This window comes from Polaribacter dokdonensis, from assembly GCF_024362345.1.
GTDB lineage: Bacteria > Bacteroidota > Bacteroidia > Flavobacteriales > Flavobacteriaceae > Polaribacter > Polaribacter dokdonensis.
In genome coordinates, this window is the sequence record NZ_CP101505.1 from 1042107 (window position 1) to 1063190 (window position 21084).

Consider the following 21084-nt stretch of genomic DNA (forward strand, 5'->3'; position numbering starts at 1 on the left):
CCAAAAATCTTATTTTTGAGAACTAGTAGATTGTATTTTATAGATATTGTGCGAGCATTTGCCATTTTAATGATGCTTCAAGGACATTTTATAGATACATTAATTGATCCTGTATATAGAGATACAAATTTTACTTCTTACAGAATTTGGTCTTATTTTAGAGGAATTACAGCCCCTACCTTTTTTACGATTTCTGGCTTAATTTTCACCTATTTACTTCTAAGAGCAAAAGATAAAGGCGAAGAGAAAAAAAGGATGAGAAAAGGAATAACCAGAGGTTTATTTCTTATTGGAGTTGGATATTTATTAAGAATACCATTCCTTGCTTGGCTTACAGGTCATTTTAATTATTACTTTTTAGTTATTGATGTTTTACAAATTATAGGATTAAGTTTAATTCTAATTATATCTATCTATTTTTTTACGTTCAAAAAAACATATTTATTTTCATTCTTAACACTAATTTGTGGTCTATCAATTTTTGTTTGCGAACCACTTTATAGGGGCATTTCAATAGACAGTCTTCCTATATTTTTAAATAATTATATATCTAAAGCAAATGGTTCTGTATTTACAATCATACCTTGGTTTGGTTTTGTATCATTTGGTGCCTTTATTGCTACTATTTTTTATAAAAATCTTCATAAAAAGTACTTTAAACTCATTATCATTACTGTTTTTACAGTTTTAGGATTTTCTCTTATTGAATACTCTTCTCTCTTTTTAGTTTATCTCTCAAAAACATTCAATATTCAATTATTTATGGATTCCGCAAACTATAATTATTTGTTTACAAGATTAGGTAATGTGCTGTTATACTTTGCTTTTTTCTATGCTTTAGAGAATTATTTAAAAATTCCGATTATTTTAAAAATAGGTCAAAAAACACTTTCAATATATGTCATACACTTTATAATCATTTATGGAAGTTTTACAGGGTTTGGCTTAAAGCATATCTTTGGAAAAAGTTTAAATCCAATTGAAGCAATTTTTGGTGCAGCTCTTTTTTTAGTTGTTGTTTGCTTTATATCCTTCTATTATGCAAAAACAAATACATTTTTATATGTTCAACTAAGAAAATTCATAGATAAAAGAAAACTTAAAAACTCATGATTTCATCATCCAAAATAAAGTATTTATTAGTGGCACTAATTCTATTTGGATTAAAAACTATTGGCCAAGAAAATTACCTAATAGATGCTTACAAAGTAAAAAGAAGAACATTTACCTATCATAAATTAAAATTAGAGGAAAACCTAAAACTCGATTTGTATAGGCCCAAAAAACGTAAAGGTAGAAAACCATTAATTATCTACGTTCATGGTGGAGGATTTTCTGGTGGAGAGAGAGATGATAAAGTTTCTGCAGGATTTTCTTCAGAAATGGCAAAATACGGCTATAATGTAGCTTCAATTTCTTATAGGTTAACAATGAAAGGTATTGGCTTTGGTTGCAACACAAAAGCTGAACTTAAAATTAAGGCGTTCAATGAAGCTTCTAAGGATTTAAGTTATGCTATTAAATATTTAGTAAAAAGACAAAGGCGTTTTAAAATTGATACTAGCAAAATAATACTTGTAGGTTCAAGTGCAGGTGCAGAAGCAATTTTACATTACGCATATGCTTACAAAAACACTGATTTAGAACAAGATACTAAAATTGCAGGCCTAATTGCTATGGCTGGTGCACTATCTACTTTAAATAACATAAATTCTGAAAGCGCAGTTCCTACTCAATTATTTCATGGCACAAAAGATGACTTAGTACCCTACAATATAGCTCCACATCATTATTGCAAACCTACAGATGTTGGGTTTCTAAAACTTTATGGCTCTAGAGCAATTGCAGATAAATTAAAGATACTAAACAAACCTTATTTTTTATATACAGTTAAAGATGGAAATCATGATTGGAACTCAAGACCCATTTTTGAGTGCAAAGAAGAAATTTTAAATTTTTTAAACTTTAGTGTTTTAAAAAAACAACAAGCACAAACAGAAATTAATATGTAAAAACAGCTGCAATTTAACTTACAGCTGTTTTTAATTAATTCAAAAATAAGGGCAATAATTCTTTATTCTCCTTGACCTAGAGAGAAAGCTCTTACACCATCAAACTCATACAGATTTTCTGTTTTGATAACTTGGAAACCCTTGTGATGTAATATAGATTGTAAAGCAATAATCTTTTCAAAGTCTACTGGGTTATATACTTTTTCTCCATTTGTTTTAGAGTCTATATCTACAAATCTACATCTCCAATGATCTGTGCAATAAGTTTCTTGTAAACCTTCTGGATAAACTTTTACACCTCTATTAGTTATCATTTTTAATTTCATTTTAAAAGCAGTTATACTATTTAAAGCATTTCCTAATTCATTAGGATTTTTACCTTTCCAATTGATAAAAACATCAACACCAACTAATACCTGCTCTTGCTTTTTTCTACTATATTCTGGTATTACAATTTCTCCTTTTCCAGCTGCTAAATTACTTTTAGGCAATTGTAAAGGTTTCTTACCAAGGTTTTCTATAATTCTGTCTGCAAACTCAGAAGTAGACACAATTTCTTTAGTTATAGATTCTTGATAAACATCAGCTGTATGATAACCTTGCTCTAAAGTAACCAACCAAGCATTTTTAATAGTATCAGCAATTTCTGTTTTACCCACATGTGATAATAACATAACTGCTGCATTTAATAAACCTGATGGATTAGCTATTTTTTTACCAGCAATATCTGGTGCAGAACCATGAATAGCTTCAAACATTGAGACATTTAAACCAATATTTGCAGAGCCAGCCATACCTACAGAACCCGCAATTTCTGCAGCAATATCAGATATAATATCTCCATATAAATTAGAAGTCACAATAACATCATAATTAGTTGGGTTTGCTGCTAAACGTGCAGAACCTATATCTATAATCTGTGAATTACTTTCAATTTCTGGATATTCTATTGCAATTTCTTTAAACACATTATGAAACAAACCGTCTGTTAATTTCATAATATTATCTTTAACCATACAAGTTACTTTTTTGCGTCCATAAGCTTTAGCATACTCAAAAGCATATCTCACAATTTTTTCGCAACCAGGCCTAGTAATCAATTTTAAACATTGCACAACATCTTGCGTTTGTTGGTGCTCTATACCTGCATATAAATCCTCTTCATTCTCTCTAACAATAACTACATCCATTCCTGCAAAATTAGTTTCTACATAAGGTGCATAAGCAGTTACAGGACGTACATTCGCAAATAAGCCTAAAGATTTACGAAGCGTAACATTTAAACTTTTATAACCTTTACCTTGAGGCGTTGTAATAGGTGCCTTTAAAATTAGTTTGTTTTTATTGATGGTTTTCCAAGCACTTTTTTCTATACCTGAAGAGTTACCAGATAAATATACTTGTTCTCCTATTTCTATTTTTTCTGATTTAATGTTTGCTCCAGCTGCTTCTAAAATTCTTAGAGTAGCTTCCATAATTTCTGGCCCTATTCCATCTCCATAAGCAACAGCAACATTTGTTACTGCAGTAGACTTAATTTGTTTAGACTTTTCTTGTACTTGCGTATTTTCCATGTTTGATGTTTTTGTGCATACAAATATCAAACATAAAATTCATATATTTTTATATATGTTTTTTATAATTTATATAAATATATTTTATGACTATTTAAATCTTACAGAATAAGAAACACCTAAAGAAGGGTAAACAAAGTATTCTCCATTTGCAAATGGTTTTTCTTCTCTAAACATACTTGCATTAAAACCCCATAAATTTTTCTTGTTCTTGGTAGAAAAGAAATAACCTAATACTAAAGCTTGAGAATCTAATTGAAATACCTCATTGCCAGAAAAACCTGGTGCAAACCTGTCTAAAGCTAAAGAAGCTCCAAAACCAGCTTCAATTGTCCAATAATTATCTGCGTCACTGGCATATTTTCTGTAAATTAATCTACCAGATTTACTTGCTCCTGGTTCTCCTGGAGTTATATAAGTTCTAAACGCCCAATAGCTATTTCCTGTGTACCAACCTAAAGAACCTGTATAAATGGTTGTTTCTGTAGAGAATTTTAACCATCTGAAACCTAATGAAAGCTCTAAACTTTTAGGAAGTGATTTAAAAAGCTCAAATCCATAACGTTGAGTAGGGTTTAAGGGACTGTTTGAAAAACCTCCACTAACATAAGCATATAAACCTGTTGCTATTCTAGGATATAAATCTATTTCTAATTGATAGTTATCTGTTTCAAAACGGTTTGTATAATTTACTCTTGCTGTTATGCTGCCATATTTTGTTTGTCTTGCATATGAAATAGAGCTATAATACATATTTGCTCTACCATTATCACTGTCAAAATCATAATAGTCCGTTGAAACATTTATACCCACTGTATTAAACATGAGCGAGTTTTCTAACGAGTTCTTATACTCTTTTAACTCCTTATTACTAGGGTTTAACTTTAAAGCCTCTGATATAATTAAAAAGGCTTCATCCACATTGTTTCTATTTACCTCTGACCTTGCCTTTAATATGACCAAATCAGGATCATCTGGAAAAATTACTAATGACTTATTAGATAATTCTAATGCTTTAAAGTATTTCTCTGCATATTGCTCATTTTTAATGTATGCTATCCAATCTGTTTTTCTTTTCTCATCTTTCTCTAAAACATACTGAAACTCTTTTCTTGCTTCTTTATAATTCCCATCCCAAGAATAAGTACTTGCCAAGAAAGCTCGTATATCTAAGTAGTTTGGATATTTAGTAAGAATAAGTTTCAGTGAATCTTGTGCTTGTTTTCTTTTACCATCAAAAGCTAACTCTCTTGCAGTTTTAAACGTAGTGTCTGGATTACCGTTAAACACTTTATCTTGTGCTAGAACCTTATTAGGACAAGCTATAAAAATTGCAAAAAATATAAGTACTAATGTGTTTTTATTTATCATTTTAATGATTCTTTAAATTTAAGAAATGCATCATTTTTAGGTTGTTTATCCAAAATACTATCTATTAAAACTTCTGCTTTTTCTAAATTATTCATAGTTTTATATGCTCTTGCCATTTTAAAGGCAATTTCATCATTTTTTATTTTATTTTTTATCGCTTTTAGCATTATTTCGTTAGACTTTTCATTTTGAGAAGACCACCAATACATATCTAATAAAGCTAAATATGCATCATCATAATAAGGCGCTCTATTTAAAGCACTTAACAATTCTATTTCTGCCTTATCATAATTTGCATCCCAAGCTAATGTTCTACCTTTTAAAATTCTGACATCTACATAATTTGGCATTTTTTTAAGTATATAATTACAAATCAATCTAGCTATTTCTCTTTCATCATTGAAGGCTTTTTCTCTTGCTAACATAAACATTTCGTTCTCTTTCATGTTAATCGTAAGTTTTTCTAACTTAATTAACTCTTCTGCTGTAAATTCATAATTTTCTCTTATAATCGCGTCATTATTTTTAGGATAAATTTTGTCATTTTGTGTAACATAAGCATTTAAGCTTTTAAATTCATTTAATTCTTTTTTAATTTGAACTTCTAATGCTTCGTCTTCTATTTTATAAGTATTAAAGTCTTCTTTAATTTTATAAATTGTACCTCCAGAATACATAAAATCTTTATAAACAAAATCGTTTAAACTTCCTTTATAACGCATTAAGGGTATTTTATGTATGTTTCTAAATTCTTCTGCTGTATCTATACCTGAACCTAACCACGCTACTTCTTCTGGAACAATAACATTATAATTGTTTGACAAAAAAGCAAGCAAGCTAGGTGCAAAATCGAGGTGAGATGAAACGGATTTCATTCTTGAGGTTTGCTTAAGCAGAGGACTATATATGATAAATGGAACATTGAATCTAGATAATTGATCTTTTTGTGCGATAGGAATTAACCTATGATCTCCTGTAATTACAAAGATTGTATTCTCGAACTCTGGCCTTTTCTTATAGTTATCAATAAACATTTTTATACTATTGTCTGCATATAATATACTAGCAAATATTTCTTTATTTGCAGCAATCTCCTTCTTAGAGACCTTTAAAATTGAGCCTGAATTAATAACACTATCTATTTTTTTTATGTATGTCTCTTTTTCAGGAAAATCGAAAGGCTCATGAATGGTCTGTGTTGTTATTAAGTCTAATCTTGGCCTTTTTAAATCGTCTAAAAATGATAATGTTTTTCGAAAAATTTCACGGTCTGAATATCCCCAACTAAAACCTGTTTGACCATTTGTATATTTTGGATATGAGTCATCGTATTTTTTTTCATCAATTATATTATCTAAATCATGATATTCTAAAAAATTTATTTTTTTATCAAAACTAGAATTATCACCAGAAAAAAAAGAAGTTGTGTAATCGTTTCTTTTTAAAATGCTAAAAATAGAAATGTGAGTTGGAGTATCTTCAATTTCTAAAAACCCTTTTTCACCAAAGGGAGTTGAGGCTGTTAATGATGGCAAAGCTCCAAAAGTTCTACCTGTGTTGCTTAAAAAGTTTTCCCAAAAAAGAGATTTTGGCAACAAAGAATTTAAATACGGAGTAAAACCACTGTAATATCTATCTCCAACAAATTCTGACCCTAAACCTTCAACAACAATAATTACAATATTTGGCTTTTCTTCTTTTATTGTAAAGTAAGGCCCTAAAGCATCATTAATTTCAGCTGATTTTTTTAAAAATGGATATTCATTTTCATCATTTATTTGTACAGCTTTAATTTCGCTTTTTTCCATTTTATAATGGATAACATCACTAACAAAATAGTACATTTTATTTTGAAAGTTTTCTTGTAAAAAATCTGAGTAAAAGATTCTTAACACAATAATAGCAAATGTTATAATTGCAAATACTTTACCTGAATGTTTATAGTAAGGTGATTTTTTAAGAAAAAAACTAATGACTAGAAATAAAACAGGAAAAATAATGAAGGGTAAAAAGTTAAATATTGATGTGCTTTCAGATGCTGTTACAGTTAAATAAATATCATCTAAGGAATACCCTAATAAATCTGCACCTAAATTTAAAAGTGTAGTTAAGCTGTATTTTGTTAAAGCAAACTCTATAATAACTAGAATTACAAAAGCTATTCTTATAAAAATTGTACCATATCTATGTTGTTTTCTTGCAAACAAATGATAAAAAGGTAAAAAAAACAAAAAGATAAATAAGACTGTATAAAAATGGTTTAAAAGTTTAAAAACAATTAATTGAAAAATGTTTCGCACTTCTTTTCCACTAAAAACTGTAGAGCTAATTTCAAAAAGACTTATTAGCCAAAATGTTAAAAGCAAAGCACAACATAATAATACATAAGATCGGTTTTTTTGCCTAATTGATTTTATTTTCATGTTTTTATAAGTTTTACATTAATCTTTAGAGAGCCCTTTTCTAACCATAACTCCCCATTTTTTATTTTTGTTAAAATAATAATCTATATTTCCTTTTATAGCAGCATATAAAACTAATGGATGTAGTATAAAAGGTTCTAAAAATATAGTGAGTACTAACTTTAAACCAATACCTTTCTTCTTATACTGATGATATGTAAATTCTTCTGTAAAAACTGCTACAAATGAAAAGATTAAAGAAAATAGATATGCCAAAAGAAATAGACCAACTACAAAAGTCCAATTTAAAGGCTGATATACAACCAAAAATAAAAAGTACAACATTCCTAAAACTTCTATAATTGGTGCCAACCTTTCAAATACAAACCAATAAGGAAAGCTTAAAAGGCCCAAAACTCTATATTTATAATTAAGCCCAATATTTCTATGCATTTTTAATGTTTCTATTGTACCTCTAGTCCATCTATTTCTTTGTGAGATTAAAATTTTTCTATCATCAGGTGCTTCTGTCCAGCATAAAGGATCTGGAATATAAGCTACCTTATATGGTAAGTTTTCCTCCTCCATATACTTTCTCATTCTCACAATAACTTCCATATCTTCACCAACAGTAGTAGTATCATAACCACCAACTTTAATTGCTATTTCTTTATCAAACATTCCAAATGCGCCAGAGATAACAAGCAAACCATTTAATCTAGCCCAAGCCATTCTACCCAATAAAAAAGATCTTAAATATTCTAAAATTTGAACTCTTTCTATCCACTTATTTGGAAAATCTACTGCTAGCAATTTACCATCTTCTATTTTACAAGCATTTGCTATTCTAATTACACCTCCAGATGCTATAACTTTTTTGTCTGTATATTCTAAAAAAGGTTTAACCATCCTTTGTAGAGAATCTGCCATTAACAAACAATCTACATCTATACAAGCTAAATAGGTTCCTTCGCTTATATTGATTCCAAAATTTAACGCATCTGCTTTTCCTCCATTTTCTTTATCAACTACCATTAGTTTCTCAAAAGCAGGGTTTTTGGATTTGAAAACTCCAGATCTTAAGCTTTTAGTTGGTATTTTTTTATTGATTAAATACTCTATTCTTTCTAAATCGTAAGCTATTATTAGTCTTTGTAAACTATCATCTGTGCTACCATCATTTACAATAATTACATCATAATTTACATAATGTAAGGATAGTAAAGACCTTACATTTTCTACTATATTTAAGCTTTCGTTAAATGCAGGGGCTATTATAGATATAGAAGGTGCAATAGATGAATTTAATAGGCCTTTGTGGTAAACGAAACTGTTCTTTTTTAAATATTCTACAGTTTCTTTTGAAGAAAAAATAGCCAAAATAATATAAGAGCCTACAATGAGCATTGTAAACACCAAAAAGAAATAGTGAAAAAACAATAAAATAAATCTCAATATCTGATTAAACTCCATATTGATAATCTAAAAATTTAATTATTCGATTGTAATCCACATCTTCTAATACTTTCTCTAAATTTTCATAAACAGTTTCATCTATTTTTCTTAAAATAAATAAAGCTTTACTTTTTATTTCAAAATTAGTGTCGGTTATATAGTTCAATAAAAATGGAACATCATTTTGAGTAGCAACCTTTTCTAAAAGTTTAAATAATAAAACCTTTTCTTTTAATGAAAGCTTGTCATAATTATTAATTAATAAATCTTTAGCCTCAATGATTTCAAAGTGAATAACAACGTCTAATGTTTTTAACCTAACAACTTCGTTTTTATGAAATATTAGTTCTAATAGAATATTTTTAGTTTCTAGTTTATTAAAAATTTTAACAATGTTTAAAATAAAAAGAATTACATAAATATTGTCTGATTTTAACCACTTATCTACTTCTAAAATATTTTGATTATCAAACTTTTCAATCTCTAAAAGAAGTTCAATTTGATCCCATTCAGAAAGTGGAAGCTTTAAATTATCTAAGAAATTTAAACCTTCAAATTCAAACAATTCTAAAAAATACAAATGTGCTTCTCTCCTAACCTCCTCTTTATTATGATTAACAAACTTCTCGACTAAATTTGATACTTTCTTAACCTCAAACTGTCTTAAATCTCTTATTCCAAGTGCGATTATATTCCAATTTCTACTTTTTAATTTATTAACAGCAAATTTAAATAAGCCAATCTCATCATATAATTCACGCATAATATTAATCATATTACCGGAAATTTGCTGACTTAATTTTAAAAAGGTATAATTTATAATCCTACGTTTTCTTGAGTTTTTAACCCCAATTTTGAATGTATCAATAATATCTTTTTGATCTTTACAATAATTTTCTTGATGTTCTTCTAGATATAAATATTTTACTAGTAACTGTTCAATTTTAGCAGTATACTGAATTTTCTTTGCCTCAATATTTCTAATATCATTTCTTAAAACTTTTAAATAAATTACTAGAACAACAATTACGACTATTAGCACAATTACCAACGTCCAAATTACATTTTCTACAAGGGGGAATCTTATTATCATTTTTTAATAGGCTACATCAACATTCTTTTTACCCTTATTGAAAGTTCATTGGGACTTAAAGGCTTACTCATAAAATCGTTAGCTCCTAAATTAAAGGCATTTAGCACCATTTCTTCTTGTCCAGAAGAAGAAAAAACTAAAATAGGTGTATTACTGTTTAGCTGATTACGAACATAACTAATAATCTCTAAACCACTATAATAATCCATCATAACGTCTGTTAGAATTAAATCAGGTTTCTGTATTTTAATAACTTCTAGTGCCTCTTTACCATCTTTAGCCATAAAGAGCTCATAACCATCTTTCTCTAAACGAAACTTCAACAACAAAGACAGAACAGAATTATCTTCAGCAATTACAATTTTCTTTTTATTCATTTTAGGGTAGGTAATTTTTACAAATTATATTTTGGTTGAAGTTCTAATATAATGAAATAAAAATATAAACTCAGGTTTTTACTTATCTTTACATCCAATTTCTAAATTATCTCCCAAAAGAATCCACTATGCAAATTGAAAATATATTAACTAGTGATGTTGTAGATTTAACTTCGTTAAAAAGTTTTTTCTCTACAGATAAAGATTCACTAATACAATTAGTTACAGTTTACTTATCTGATACCCAACCAAGGCTAGAGTTACTTAAAAAGAGTATTATTACAGTAAACCATGAAGAAGTACGTTCTATTTGTCATTTTTTAAAATCATCTTTAGGCTTAATGGGCGTTAATTGTTTAGAAGAGATAACTCTATTAGAAAAGAAAGCACAGAATTTAGATCCTGAACCAATTATTCAAGAGCGTCTAAAACATATCACTGTAGTTTTAGATCAAAGTATTATTGAGTATCAAAGGATTTTAGATCAGCTTAAAGCATTATAATTTATTAGTTTAAATGATAAAAGAAATACAATTACGTATCAATTTAATTGAAGAACGTAAAGAAGACATTCTCACTCATAAAGCATCAAAATTTTTAAAAATATCTAAATCAGAAATTACTGCAGTAAAAATTCTGAGAAAATCTATTGATGCACGTAAAAAAGAAACTATTTTTAATTATAAAGTCGCTGTTTATATAAATGAAGGGCTTCCCGAAAAATCTGAATATAGTTTTGATTACAAAGATGTATCTAATGCAAAAGAAATTCACATTATAGGATTTGGACCAGCAGGAATGTATGCTGCTTTAAGGTGCATTGAACTAGGATACAAACCTGTGGTTTTAGAACGAGGTAAAAACGTTCAGGAAAGAAGAAGAGATTTAAAAGCCATTAATCAAGATCATAAAGTAAACGAAAATTCTAACTATTGTTTTGGTGAAGGTGGTGCAGGTACTTATTCTGATGGTAAATTGTATACGCGAAGTTTAAAAAGAGGTGATGTAAGAAGAATTTTTGAAAACTTAGTTTTTCATGGAGCTACAGAACAAATTTTAATTGATGCTCATCCTCATATAGGAACCAATAAACTTCCTAAAATCATTCAAACTATTCGTGAAACCATTATAAAATTTGGTGGAGAAATTCATTTTAATTCTGTTGTTACTGATTTTGTTGTTAAAAATCAAAAAATTAAAGCATTACAATTAAATAATGACAAAGAAATACCAGTCAATTCAGTAATTCTAGCTACAGGACATTCAGCTAGAGACATTTATGAGTTATTACATAAAAAAGAAATTGCGATTAAAGCAAAGTCTTTTGCAATGGGAGTTCGAGTAGAACATCCTCAAGAAATTATAGACCAGATACAATACAATTGTTCAGGAGAAAGAGATGAATTACTACCAGCAGCAGCTTACAGTTTGGTTCATCAAGTAAACAACAGAGGTGTGTATTCTTTTTGCATGTGTCCAGGAGGTTTTATTGTACCTGCAGCAACTGCAGATGGAGAAGTTGTTGTAAATGGAATGTCTCCAAGTAGAAGAAACAATAAGTTTGCAAATTCAGGTATTGTAGTTGAATTAGATATTGACAAAGACTTTAAAAAATACGATCACTTAGGGCCTTTAAAAGGTTTACAGTTTCAGAAAGATTTAGAAAAAATAGCTTTTTATGCTGGTGGAAGATCGCAAACAGCACCTGCTCAAAGATTAGTAGATTTCGTTGATGGCAAATTATCTGCAGATTTAAATGAAACTTCTTATCAACCAGGTTTAAACTCTGCTCCTCTTCATTCTTTACTTCCAAAAATTATAGGAGGTAGATTACGTAAAGGATTTCCTGCTTTTGGTAGTAAAATGCATGGCTATTTTACAAACGAAGCCAATATAGTTGGTGTAGAATCTAGAACATCTTCTCCAATAAATATACCAAGAAAAGAAAATTTAGAGCATCCAGAAATAGAAGGTTTATTCCCTTGTGGTGAAGGTGGTGGCTATGCAGGTGGTATCGTTTCTGCTGCTATGGATGGAGAAAGATGTGCAGAAGCTGCCATTGCGAATTTTAAATAATAGCAATTATTTAATTAGAGAAACTCAATAAGTATCCCTAATTTTACTGATCTAAAATTCATATATGAAATTAACTATTGGAAGAGTTGATAAAGCTGATTTTCCAGAATTATCGCTGTTAGACATTGATATTAAAATAGACTCAGGTGCATACACCTCTTCTATTCATTGTTCTAATATTAAAGAAACTTCTCTAGATGGTAATCCTTTTTTAAAATTTACGCTTTTAGATCCTGAACATGAATTTTACAATAATAAAGAGTTTACATTTAAAAATTATACTTCTAAAATAGTTAAAAGTTCTAATGGTATAGCCGAACAACGCTTCATGATTCAAACCACCATTTTTATTTTTAATGAATCTTTTCCAATTTATTTAACATTAAGTGAACGAAAAGACATGAAATTCCCTATTTTAATTGGCAGAAAATTTTTGAATAAAAAGTTTATCATAGATACCGCAAAAAAGAATATATCACACAAATTAAAAACAAATAAATGAGAATTGTTATTTTATCAAGAAATCCAAAATTGTACTCTACAAAAAGATTGGTTGAAGCTGCTACTAAAAGAAAGCACGAAGTAATAGTTGTAGATCATTTAAAGTGTGATATTGTAATAGAAAAAAAATCGCCTAAAATTTATTATAAAGGTGAATATATAGAAAATATAGATGCTATTATTCCTAGAATTGGAGCTTCTGTTACTTTTTATGGAACTGCTGTAATTCGTCAATTTGAAATGATGAAGGTTTTTACATCTGTAAGTTCGATTGCTTTAACTAGATCAAGAGATAAATTAAGTAGTTTACAAATTTTAGCTAGAGCTGGTGTAGGTTTACCAAAAACGGTTTTTACAAATTACACCAAGGACGTAGAACATGTAGTTGAATCTGTTGGTGGTGCTCCTTTAGTGTTAAAATTATTAGAAGGAACACAAGGCTTAGGCGTAGTTTTAGCAGAAACAAAAAATGCTGCAACCTCAGTATTAGAAGCATTTAATGGTTTAGGGGCTAGAGTAATTGCACAACAATTTATAAAAGAGGCTGGAGGTGCAGATATTAGAGCTTTTGTAGTTGATGGTAAAGTAATTGGTGCCATGAAACGTCAAGGAAAAGAAGGTGAATTCCGTTCAAATTTACATAGAGGAGGAAACGCAACTGTAATTGAACTTACAGATGAAGAAGAAAAAACAGCATTAAAAGCTACTAAAGCTTTAGGCTTAGGAGTTGCAGGTGTAGATATGTTACAATCTTCTAAGGGTCCTTTAGTTTTAGAGGTAAATTCTTCTCCAGGTTTAGAAGGTATTGAAATTGCTACTGGTAAAAATATTGCAAAAGAAATTATACGTTATTTAGAAATACATGTCGAATAAACCTTTTACGCTTTTAGGTAAAGTTATTCCTGAAGGAAAACGTACTGTAATCGATTTAAAAATTGCAAAATTACATACTAGAACTACAGTTAATGTTCCAGTGATTATAGAACATTCTAAAAATCCTGGACCTGTTGTTTTATTATTGGCAGGTATTCATGGTGATGAAACCAATGGTGTTGGTATTGTTAGAGAAATTATAGATCTTAAACTTAACAAACCTAACAATGGAACAATTATCTGTATTCCTGTATTTAATATTTTCGGATATTTAATTCAGACTAGAGAATTTCCTGATGGTAGAGATTTAAACAGAATGTTTCCAGGAACCATAAATGGTTCTTTAGCCAGCCAATTTGCGTATCAGTTTTCAGAAAAAATAGCACCTTTTGTAGATTATATTATCGATTTTCATACTGGTGGAGGAGAAAGAGACAATATTGCTCAAATTAGATGTAATAAAGATGATGCAAAAGGTTTAGAATTAGCTAAAATATTTAATCCACCAATGATTGTATATTCGAATACAATTATTAAATCTTTAAGAGAAACCTTACATAAAATGGGTAAAACTGTTTTACTTTTTGAAGGTGGTAAATCTAAAGAATTGAATCCTACAATTATAAATGAAGGGGTTAATGGTACAAGAAACGTACTGATTCACTTGGGTTTAATAGAAGGTGAAATTAATGTAAGAGCAACACCAATTTTCATAAAAAAAGCAAAATGGATTAGAGCTTCAGACTCTGGAATGTTTAAAGTTCGAGTTCAAAATGGAGCTTTAGTAAAGAAGAAAGAAGTTCTTGGAGTTATACAAGATCCTTTTGGTGAATTTAAAAAGAAGGTATATGCACCTTTTAATGGTTACGTTTTCTGTATAAATAAAACTCCAATTGTTAATAAAGGAGATGCCTTATTTCATATGAGCATCAACGAATAAGATTTCTACCAAATTATAGCGCTTTTTTATTTTTAAAAATTAATTTTGCAACATGCGAATAGATATAATTTCAGTAGCTCCAGGTTTATTAGAAAGTCCATTTAATCATTCTATTATAAAACGTGCTAAAGAAAAAGGTTTAGCCGAAATTGTAATTCATGATTTACGCAAATATGGTTTGGGGAATTACAAGCAAATTGATGACACTCAATTTGGAGGAGGTGCAGGAATGGTTTTAATGATAGAACCAATTTCTAATTGTATAAAAAAATTGCAAGCAGAAAGAGTATATGATGAAATTATTTATATGACTCCAGATGCTAAAACATTAAATCAATCTACAGCCAATACTTTATCATTAAAAGAAAACATTCTTATCCTTACAGGACATTACAAAGGTGTAGATCAAAGAATTAGAGACAAATTTATTACCAAAGAAATTTCTATTGGTGATTATGTTTTAACTGGTGGAGAACTTGCGTCTGCAGTTTTGGTAGATGCTATTGTACGTTTAATTCCAGGGGTTATTGGTGATGAGCAATCTGCGCTAACAGACTCTTTTCAAGACAATTTACTTTCACCCCCTGTTTACACAAGACCAGCAGAGTTTGATGGATTAAAGGTGCCAGAGATACTTTTATCGGGTAATTTTCCAAAAATAGAAGACTGGAGAAGTAATGAAGCCTACAAAAGAACAAAAGAAATAAGACCAGACTTATTGGATGATTAATTTTAGGTCTGTTAAATTATGAAGGTATCTTACTAATTATCAGACCAAAAAATAAATGAATTAAATTTCCTTAATTAAAAATAATTACTAAATTTGCACTCGCTAAAATAACCTCTGACGAGATACGTGAATGTTGTTTAAGTAAAACTATAAACTATTATAAGATATGGAATCTTTAATAAAATTTGTTCAAGACGAATTCGTAACAAAAAAAGAATTTGCAGAATTTGCAGCTGGTGATACAATTACTGTATACTATGAAATTAAAGAGGGTGAAAAAGTTAGAACTCAGTTTTTTAGAGGAGTTGTAATTCAAAAGAGAGGATCTGGTTCTTCTGAAACATTTACTATCAGAAAAATGTCTGGTACTGTTGGTGTAGAAAGAATTTTTCCAGTAAACTTACCTTCAATTCAAAAAATTGAAATCAACAAAAAAGGTAAAGTACGTAGAGCTCGTATTTTCTACTTTAGAGGTCTTACTGGTAAAAAAGCTAGAATTACTGAAAAAAGAAGATAATCTTTTTGTTATAATATATTTAAAAAAGCACTGTAATTTTTACAGTGCTTTTTTAGTTAACAAATGTTTATAAGTCTAGTTCATAGATTGTTAACTAAATTTATCGAAAAAACTTCCTACAATAATACAATCAAATTATCTTTACAACAGAATTTACAAATCATTAAACTATTAGTCTTCAACAACTGAAAAATTAGTATTGTAAATTTTAAAGAGTAAAGTTCTTTATAATTAAATTTTAATTTTAAAATTTAAAAGGTATTTAGAAAAATATTTAAGTATAACTTAAATGCTATTTTAAATATCGTTGAAATGGTAATTTGCTATACTCATTGTTATCAATGATCGAATTGCTTATTTCAAGAAAGCCATATTTTGCAAGTAATTGCTTAATATGGCTTTTATCTTTAAATAAATTGCCTCAATTTTATTTCCTTTTACAGAATTCTTATAAAAACCACTCAACTATTAAGTATTTAATAATAAAAAATACATCTGTAATTCTTAAATTTGCCACGCTCAAATAATGAGCATATTTTTTATAAAATAAATTCAATTTTAAGATACTTTAAACTTTTCATAAATGGCTAAAATAATTTATACAAAAACGGATGAAGCACCAGCTTTAGCAACACGTTCTTTCTTACCAATAGTAAAAGCCTTTACAAAATCTTCAAATATAGAAATTGAAGTTAAAGACATTTCTTTAGCAGCTAGAATTCTAGCAAATTTTTCTCACTACTTAACAGAAGATCAAAAAGTAGAAGATGCTTTATCAATCTTAGGTGATTTAGCAAAACAACCAGAAGCAAATATTATCAAGCTACCAAATATTAGTGCTTCTGTTTCTCAACTTACTGAAGCAATCTCAGAATTACAGAAATTAGGTTATAACATTCCTGATTATCCAGAGAATGCAAATACAGAAGAAGAAAAAAGTATTTTAGCATTATATAATAAAGTAAAAGGTTCTGCTGTAAATCCTGTTTTACGTGAAGGAAACTCAGACAGAAGAGCACCTAAAGCTATCAAAAACTATGCTCGTAAAAACCCACATTCTATGGGGGCTTGGAGTGCAGATTCTAAAACTCATGTAGCATCTATGACTAGTGGAGATTTTGCAAATAGCGAAAAATCTATAACTGTAGCCAATGCAACAGATGTATCAATCAAACATATTGCAAATTCTGGAGAAGAAACAGTTTTAAAAGCTAAAGTATCTCTTTTAGATGGTGAAATTATAGATGCAACTGCCATGAGCAAAAAAGCATTATTATCATTCTTAGAAGAGCAAGTAGCTGATGCTAAAGAAAAAGGTTTATTACTTTCTTTACATATGAAAGCTACCATGATGAAAGTTTCTGACCCAATTATTTTTGGTCATGCAGTAAAAATATTTTACAAAGAATTATTTGATAAGCATGCTGAAACATTTAACGAAATTGGTGTTGATGCAAATGTTGGTTTCGCAAATGTAATTAGTAACTTAGATGAAGTTTCTTTAGAAAAGAAAGCCGAAATCTTAGCAGATATTGCAGAAATTTATAAAAACGGTCCTGCTTTAGCAATGGTTAATTCTGATAAAGGAATTACAAACTTACATGTACCTTCTGATGTCATTATAGATGCATCTATGCCAGCAATGATTAGGAATTCTGGTAAAATGTGGAATTCAGATGGTGAATTACAAGACACTAAGGCCATAATTCCTGATAGTTCTTATGCAGGTATTTATGAAGCTACTATCGCTTTCTGTAAAAAGAATGGCGCTTTTGATCCTACAACCATGGGTACTGTACCTAATGTTGGTTTAATGGCTCAAAAAGCAGAAGAATATGGTTCTCATGATAAAACTTTCGAAATTGCTTCAGATGGTAAGGTTCAAGTAATTGATGCTGAAGGTCAAGTTTTAATTGAGCATGTTGTTGAAGAAGGTGATATTTGGAGAATGTGTCAAACAAAAGATTTACCAATTCAAGATTGGGTAAAATTAGCAGTTTCAAGAGCAAGAGCATCTAAAACACCAGCTGTTTTCTGGTTAGATGAAAGCAGAGCTCATGATGCAGAAATTATAGCAAAGGTTAATACATACCTTAAAAACCATAATACTTCTGGTTTGGATATCAGAATTTTATCACCTATAAAAGCAACTGAATTCACTTTAGAGAGAATCGCAAAAGGTGAAGACACTATTTCTGTTTCTGGAAATGTATTACGTGATTATTTAACAGATTTATTTCCAATTTTAGAAGTGGGTACTTCTGCTAAAATGTTATCTATAGTACCATTAATGAATGGTGGAGGATTGTTTGAAACTGGTGCAGGAGGTTCTGCTCCAAAACATGTAGAGCAATTCTTAGATGAAAATCATTTAAGATGGGATTCTTTAGGTGAATTCTTAGCCTTAGCTGTTTCTTTAGAGCATTTAGGTACCACTACAAATAACGAAAAAGCGTTAATCTTAGCTGAAACTTTAGATGAAGCAACAGATACTTTCTTAGATCAGAACAGATCTCCTTCTAGAAAAGTGGGTGAATTAGACAATAGAGGAAGTCATTTTTATCTTGCTAAATATTGGGCAGATGGTTTGGCTAATCAAGATAAAAATGCTGAATTAAAAGAAGAATTTACAAAAATAGCTGAAGCATTAAATAATAATGAGACGCAAATTGTAAAGGAGTTGAATGATATTCAAGGAAAGCCTGTTAATATTGGTGGTTATTACTTACCAAATGAAGATTTAGTTGTTGATGCTATGAGACCAAATGAGGTTTTAAATGCAATCTTGAGTTAATATTATTAATATTTACTTTGATTGAAAAAGTAATTTTAAAATGAATTATTATTTTGTTTAGAAATAATAAATTATTTCTAAACAAAATAATTTTAAATAATAACTTATAATTTAAAGCACCTTTTTTTTAAAAAAAAGAGTTTAATCAAAATAATACTCCTATTTAAAATTAAATTTAAAACTATAATTATTTTAAAACTATTACCTCTGAAAATAAATTGATAGGGTTAAATAATTAAGGAATAAAATAGTTTTTTATGCTAACTGAAAACATATTAATAGCCGGTATTTTAATTATAATCTTAGCTTATATTGCTGTAGCATATGGAAATAAACTCTACAATAGTAAAATAAAAAAGTAGAAAAAGTTTTATTTGATGAGAATGACACCTTACAAGCATTAAAATTAAGTAATTCTAATATTGCTAAAGACTTTAGTTAATTAGGCAATATAAACTTCTCTTCTACTCATTTACAACATTTACTTGGTGAAACTCTAGATTTATCATGTGATATAACTGGTAAAAGTTTAAAATAGGTAATTTTATTTAAATCAAATCTGTTTCTAATTTATGAAAATGACTCTTCTAAGAAAGACGATGACAATAAATTTGAAGTTTGGGGTAAAACCTTATTTAAAGAATTCAATGCAAAATTAGATGAAGTTTTTTATGAGTATTATTTAAAGCTTTCTAACATTATAACGAATAAAAAATATCTAGATGAAAAAGAATATATAACGATAGCGACTATGATGCCTCAATTTAAACAGTATTTAATTAAGGTAGAAAGTCAAGAAAATATTGTAAATTCTTATAAAAATATCAACTACAAACAGACAACTTCAACTTAAAATATTGTTGTTATGTATAATAACGTACTTATTCAATTCGATAAATATTACATTGTGTTTTGAGATATCTAACAAATCTAAATAAGTATTGATTTTAACCATTTACAGAATGAATATTTAATAAAACAACAATTAAGACCAAAAGAGGTTTAAATTTCAAAACTGAAATAAGCTTTAACATTTTTTTAAAGAAAACATTAACAGAAGTAGTACTATAAAGCACTCCTTTTTTAATTAGATTTGATTTACGAATTCAAATCAATTAACATGTCTAAGAAGAAAATAGCAATTATCTCAGTTATTTCCTTAATTTCAATTTATCTTATTTATAGTTATTTTTCGCCTTCAAGTGATGGTGAGGTTTACTTGACTACAGAAGTGAAAAAAGGAAATTTTGTAAGCGAAGTAATTACATCTGGAGAAGCTCAATCTACAAGTTTAAAAAAGATTAACGGACCAGAAAACTTAAGAAAATTTAAATTACGAGACATAAAAATTCAAGATTTAGTTCCTGAAGGTTCTATTGTTAAAGTAGGAGATTATGTTGCAAGATTAGATCCTACAGGTGTTAATGAGCAAATTATAGATGCAAGATTAAACTTAGAAACAGCACAATCTAAATACACTCAACAACAATTAGACACTACTCTATCTTTAAAACAAGAAAGAAATGCTATTAAAGATTTAAGTTTTAGCATGGAACAAACTAGATTAGAATTAAAACAATCTATTTATGAACCACCAGCAACTATTAAAAAGTTAGAAATAGATTTAGAAAAATCAGAAAGAGATTTAAGAGAAAAAGAAGAAAACTACCGAATTAAAAAAAGACAAGCCAACGCAAAAATGGTTGAAGTTGGCACAGAAGTATCCAAGATTAGAAAAGAATTGAACGATTTGCTAGAACTTCTTAAATCATTTACCATCTATTCTGATGGAAATGGAATGATTACTTACTTCAAAAATTGGGATGGTTCTAAGAAAAAGGTCGGTTCTACTATAAGTCCATGGAATCCTACAGTTGCAAGTTTACCAGATTTAACAAAAATGGAATCTAAAACTTATGCAAATGAGGTAGATATTAGAAAGATTAAAAAAGGTTTACCTGTTAAAGTTGGTTTTGATGCTTTTCCTGATGTAGAAATTCCTGGTATTGTTACAGATGTAGCTAATGTAGGAGAAAATAAAAGAGGTTCTGACATTAAAGTTTTTCAAGTAATGATAAAACTTAATGAATCTAATGATAATATAAGACCTGGAATGACAACATCAAACAAAATATTAACCTTCGAAAAGAAAGATGTTTTAAGCATTCCTTTAGAAGCAATATTCTCTAAAGATTCAATTACTTACGTTTACAAAAAATCTGGCTTTTCCGTAGTTAAAAAAGAGGTTAAAATTGGTGATTCTAATAACGATTCTGTTATTATAACAGAAGGTCTTTCTGAGAACGATGTTGTTTATCTTAACAAACCTGAAGGTTATGAAAATGATCAAATAGCTCAAATAAACTAGG

The 21084-nt window shown here is 28.7% G+C and carries 17 protein-coding genes; 11 read left to right on the top strand and 6 right to left on the bottom strand.

From position 1 onward, the window contains the following. Nucleotides 1-15 precede the first annotated feature (15 nt). Together LPB302_RS04880 and LPB302_RS04885 are read left to right on the top strand one after the other, a co-directional pair. The gene (locus LPB302_RS04880; protein ID WP_053975191.1) at nucleotides 16-1113 is read left to right on the top strand and encodes a heparan-alpha-glucosaminide N-acetyltransferase domain-containing protein; all 1098 of its coding nucleotides are present in this window, start codon (nucleotides 16-18) and stop codon (nucleotides 1111-1113) included. Beyond that, on the top strand, nucleotides 1110-2012 hold the full coding sequence (locus LPB302_RS04885) for an alpha/beta hydrolase (protein ID WP_074613570.1): 903 nt from the start codon (nucleotides 1110-1112) through the stop codon (nucleotides 2010-2012). Before LPB302_RS04880 ends, LPB302_RS04885 begins: the two co-directional genes overlap by 4 nt. 62 nt (nucleotides 2013-2074) lie before the next feature. Here LPB302_RS04885 and LPB302_RS04890 read toward each other — a convergent pair whose 3' ends face one another. From LPB302_RS04890 to LPB302_RS04915, 6 genes are all read right to left on the bottom strand, one after another. Further along, a complete protein-coding gene (locus tag LPB302_RS04890; protein ID WP_053975192.1) occupies nucleotides 2075-3586 on the bottom strand; it encodes an NADP-dependent isocitrate dehydrogenase in 1512 nt (503 codons plus the stop codon). Between the two features lie 90 nt (nucleotides 3587-3676). Then, nucleotides 3677-4957, bottom strand: coding sequence for a YaiO family outer membrane beta-barrel protein (locus LPB302_RS04895; protein ID WP_053975193.1), 1281 nt, complete (start codon nucleotides 4955-4957; stop codon nucleotides 3677-3679). Next, a complete protein-coding gene (locus LPB302_RS04900; protein WP_231658747.1) occupies nucleotides 4954-7164 on the bottom strand; it encodes a sulfatase-like hydrolase/transferase in 2211 nt (736 codons plus the stop codon). Before LPB302_RS04900 ends, LPB302_RS04895 begins: the two co-directional genes overlap by 4 nt. Nucleotides 7165-7398: 234 nt before the next feature. Beyond that, a complete protein-coding gene (locus LPB302_RS04905) occupies nucleotides 7399-8832 on the bottom strand; it encodes a glycosyltransferase family 2 protein (RefSeq protein WP_053975195.1) in 1434 nt (477 codons plus the stop codon). Beyond that, complete coding sequence (locus LPB302_RS04910) at nucleotides 8822-9907, bottom strand: hypothetical protein (RefSeq protein ID WP_143032727.1); 1086 nt, start codon at nucleotides 9905-9907, stop codon at nucleotides 8822-8824. The genes LPB302_RS04905 and LPB302_RS04910 overlap by 11 nt, the downstream gene beginning before the upstream one ends. 11 nt (nucleotides 9908-9918) lie before the next feature. Further along, complete coding sequence (locus tag LPB302_RS04915; protein WP_053975197.1) at nucleotides 9919-10284, bottom strand: response regulator; 366 nt, start codon at nucleotides 10282-10284, stop codon at nucleotides 9919-9921. Nucleotides 10285-10412: 128 nt separating this feature from the next. On the opposite strand from LPB302_RS04915, the gene LPB302_RS04920 reads away from it, so the two are divergent. The 9 genes from LPB302_RS04920 (at nucleotide 10413) to LPB302_RS04960 (ending at nucleotide 21083) form a co-directional block, all read left to right on the top strand. Beyond that, nucleotides 10413-10787 (top strand): Hpt domain-containing protein, encoded by a 375-nt coding sequence (locus LPB302_RS04920; RefSeq protein ID WP_053975198.1) that lies wholly within the window; start codon nucleotides 10413-10415, stop codon nucleotides 10785-10787. Between the two features lie 13 nt (nucleotides 10788-10800). Next, nucleotides 10801-12360: an NAD(P)/FAD-dependent oxidoreductase gene (locus tag LPB302_RS04925; protein ID WP_053975199.1), complete on the top strand. Its 1560-nt coding sequence runs from the start codon at nucleotides 10801-10803 to the stop codon at nucleotides 12358-12360. A 64-nt stretch (nucleotides 12361-12424) separates the two neighbouring features. Further along, nucleotides 12425-12862 (top strand): ATP-dependent zinc protease family protein, encoded by a 438-nt coding sequence (locus LPB302_RS04930; protein ID WP_053975200.1) that lies wholly within the window; start codon nucleotides 12425-12427, stop codon nucleotides 12860-12862. Then, nucleotides 12859-13734 (top strand): 30S ribosomal protein S6--L-glutamate ligase, encoded by an 876-nt coding sequence (rimK, locus tag LPB302_RS04935; protein WP_053975201.1) that lies wholly within the window; start codon nucleotides 12859-12861, stop codon nucleotides 13732-13734. The genes LPB302_RS04930 and rimK overlap by 4 nt, the downstream gene beginning before the upstream one ends. Beyond that, nucleotides 13724-14674, top strand: coding sequence for a succinylglutamate desuccinylase/aspartoacylase family protein (locus LPB302_RS04940; protein WP_053975202.1), 951 nt, complete (start codon nucleotides 13724-13726; stop codon nucleotides 14672-14674). The genes rimK and LPB302_RS04940 overlap by 11 nt, the downstream gene beginning before the upstream one ends. A 52-nt stretch (nucleotides 14675-14726) precedes the next feature. Next, nucleotides 14727-15404, top strand: a complete 678-nt coding sequence (trmD, locus tag LPB302_RS04945; protein WP_053975203.1) for a tRNA (guanosine(37)-N1)-methyltransferase TrmD — start codon at nucleotides 14727-14729, stop codon at nucleotides 15402-15404. Nucleotides 15405-15570: 166 nt separating this feature from the next. Beyond that, a complete protein-coding gene (gene rplS / locus LPB302_RS04950; protein ID WP_053975204.1) occupies nucleotides 15571-15921 on the top strand; it encodes a 50S ribosomal protein L19 in 351 nt (116 codons plus the stop codon). A 583-nt stretch (nucleotides 15922-16504) separates the two neighbouring features. Continuing rightward, nucleotides 16505-18715, top strand: a complete 2211-nt coding sequence (locus tag LPB302_RS04955; protein ID WP_053975205.1) for an NADP-dependent isocitrate dehydrogenase — start codon at nucleotides 16505-16507, stop codon at nucleotides 18713-18715. A gap of 1120 nt (nucleotides 18716-19835) precedes the next feature. Further along, nucleotides 19836-21083 (top strand): efflux RND transporter periplasmic adaptor subunit, encoded by a 1248-nt coding sequence (locus LPB302_RS04960; RefSeq protein ID WP_053975206.1) that lies wholly within the window; start codon nucleotides 19836-19838, stop codon nucleotides 21081-21083. Nucleotide 21084: the final 1 nt, after the last annotated feature.

Coding starts and splice junctions, on each gene's coding strand:
- LPB302_RS04890 (WP_053975192.1), bottom strand. CDS start 3,586: ATGGAAAATACGCAAGTACAAGAAAAGTCTAAACAAATTAAGTCTACT.
- LPB302_RS04920 (WP_053975198.1), top strand. CDS start 10,413: ATGCAAATTGAAAATATATTAACTAGTGATGTTGTAGATTTAACTTCG.
- LPB302_RS04930 (WP_053975200.1), top strand. CDS start 12,425: ATGAAATTAACTATTGGAAGAGTTGATAAAGCTGATTTTCCAGAATTA.
- LPB302_RS04960 (WP_053975206.1), top strand. CDS start 19,836: ATGTCTAAGAAGAAAATAGCAATTATCTCAGTTATTTCCTTAATTTCA.
- LPB302_RS04955 (WP_053975205.1), top strand. CDS start 16,505: ATGGCTAAAATAATTTATACAAAAACGGATGAAGCACCAGCTTTAGCA.
- LPB302_RS04910 (WP_143032727.1), bottom strand. CDS start 9,907: ATGATAATAAGATTCCCCCTTGTAGAAAATGTAATTTGGACGTTGGTA.
- LPB302_RS04925 (WP_053975199.1), top strand. CDS start 10,801: ATGATAAAAGAAATACAATTACGTATCAATTTAATTGAAGAACGTAAA.
- rimK (WP_053975201.1), top strand. CDS start 12,859: ATGAGAATTGTTATTTTATCAAGAAATCCAAAATTGTACTCTACAAAA.
- LPB302_RS04905 (WP_053975195.1), bottom strand. CDS start 8,832: ATGGAGTTTAATCAGATATTGAGATTTATTTTATTGTTTTTTCACTAT.
- LPB302_RS04885 (WP_074613570.1), top strand. CDS start 1,110: ATGATTTCATCATCCAAAATAAAGTATTTATTAGTGGCACTAATTCTA.
- trmD (WP_053975203.1), top strand. CDS start 14,727: ATGCGAATAGATATAATTTCAGTAGCTCCAGGTTTATTAGAAAGTCCA.
- LPB302_RS04915 (WP_053975197.1), bottom strand. CDS start 10,284: ATGAATAAAAAGAAAATTGTAATTGCTGAAGATAATTCTGTTCTGTCT.
- LPB302_RS04940 (WP_053975202.1), top strand. CDS start 13,724: ATGTCGAATAAACCTTTTACGCTTTTAGGTAAAGTTATTCCTGAAGGA.
- rplS (WP_053975204.1), top strand. CDS start 15,571: ATGGAATCTTTAATAAAATTTGTTCAAGACGAATTCGTAACAAAAAAA.
- LPB302_RS04895 (WP_053975193.1), bottom strand. CDS start 4,957: ATGATAAATAAAAACACATTAGTACTTATATTTTTTGCAATTTTTATA.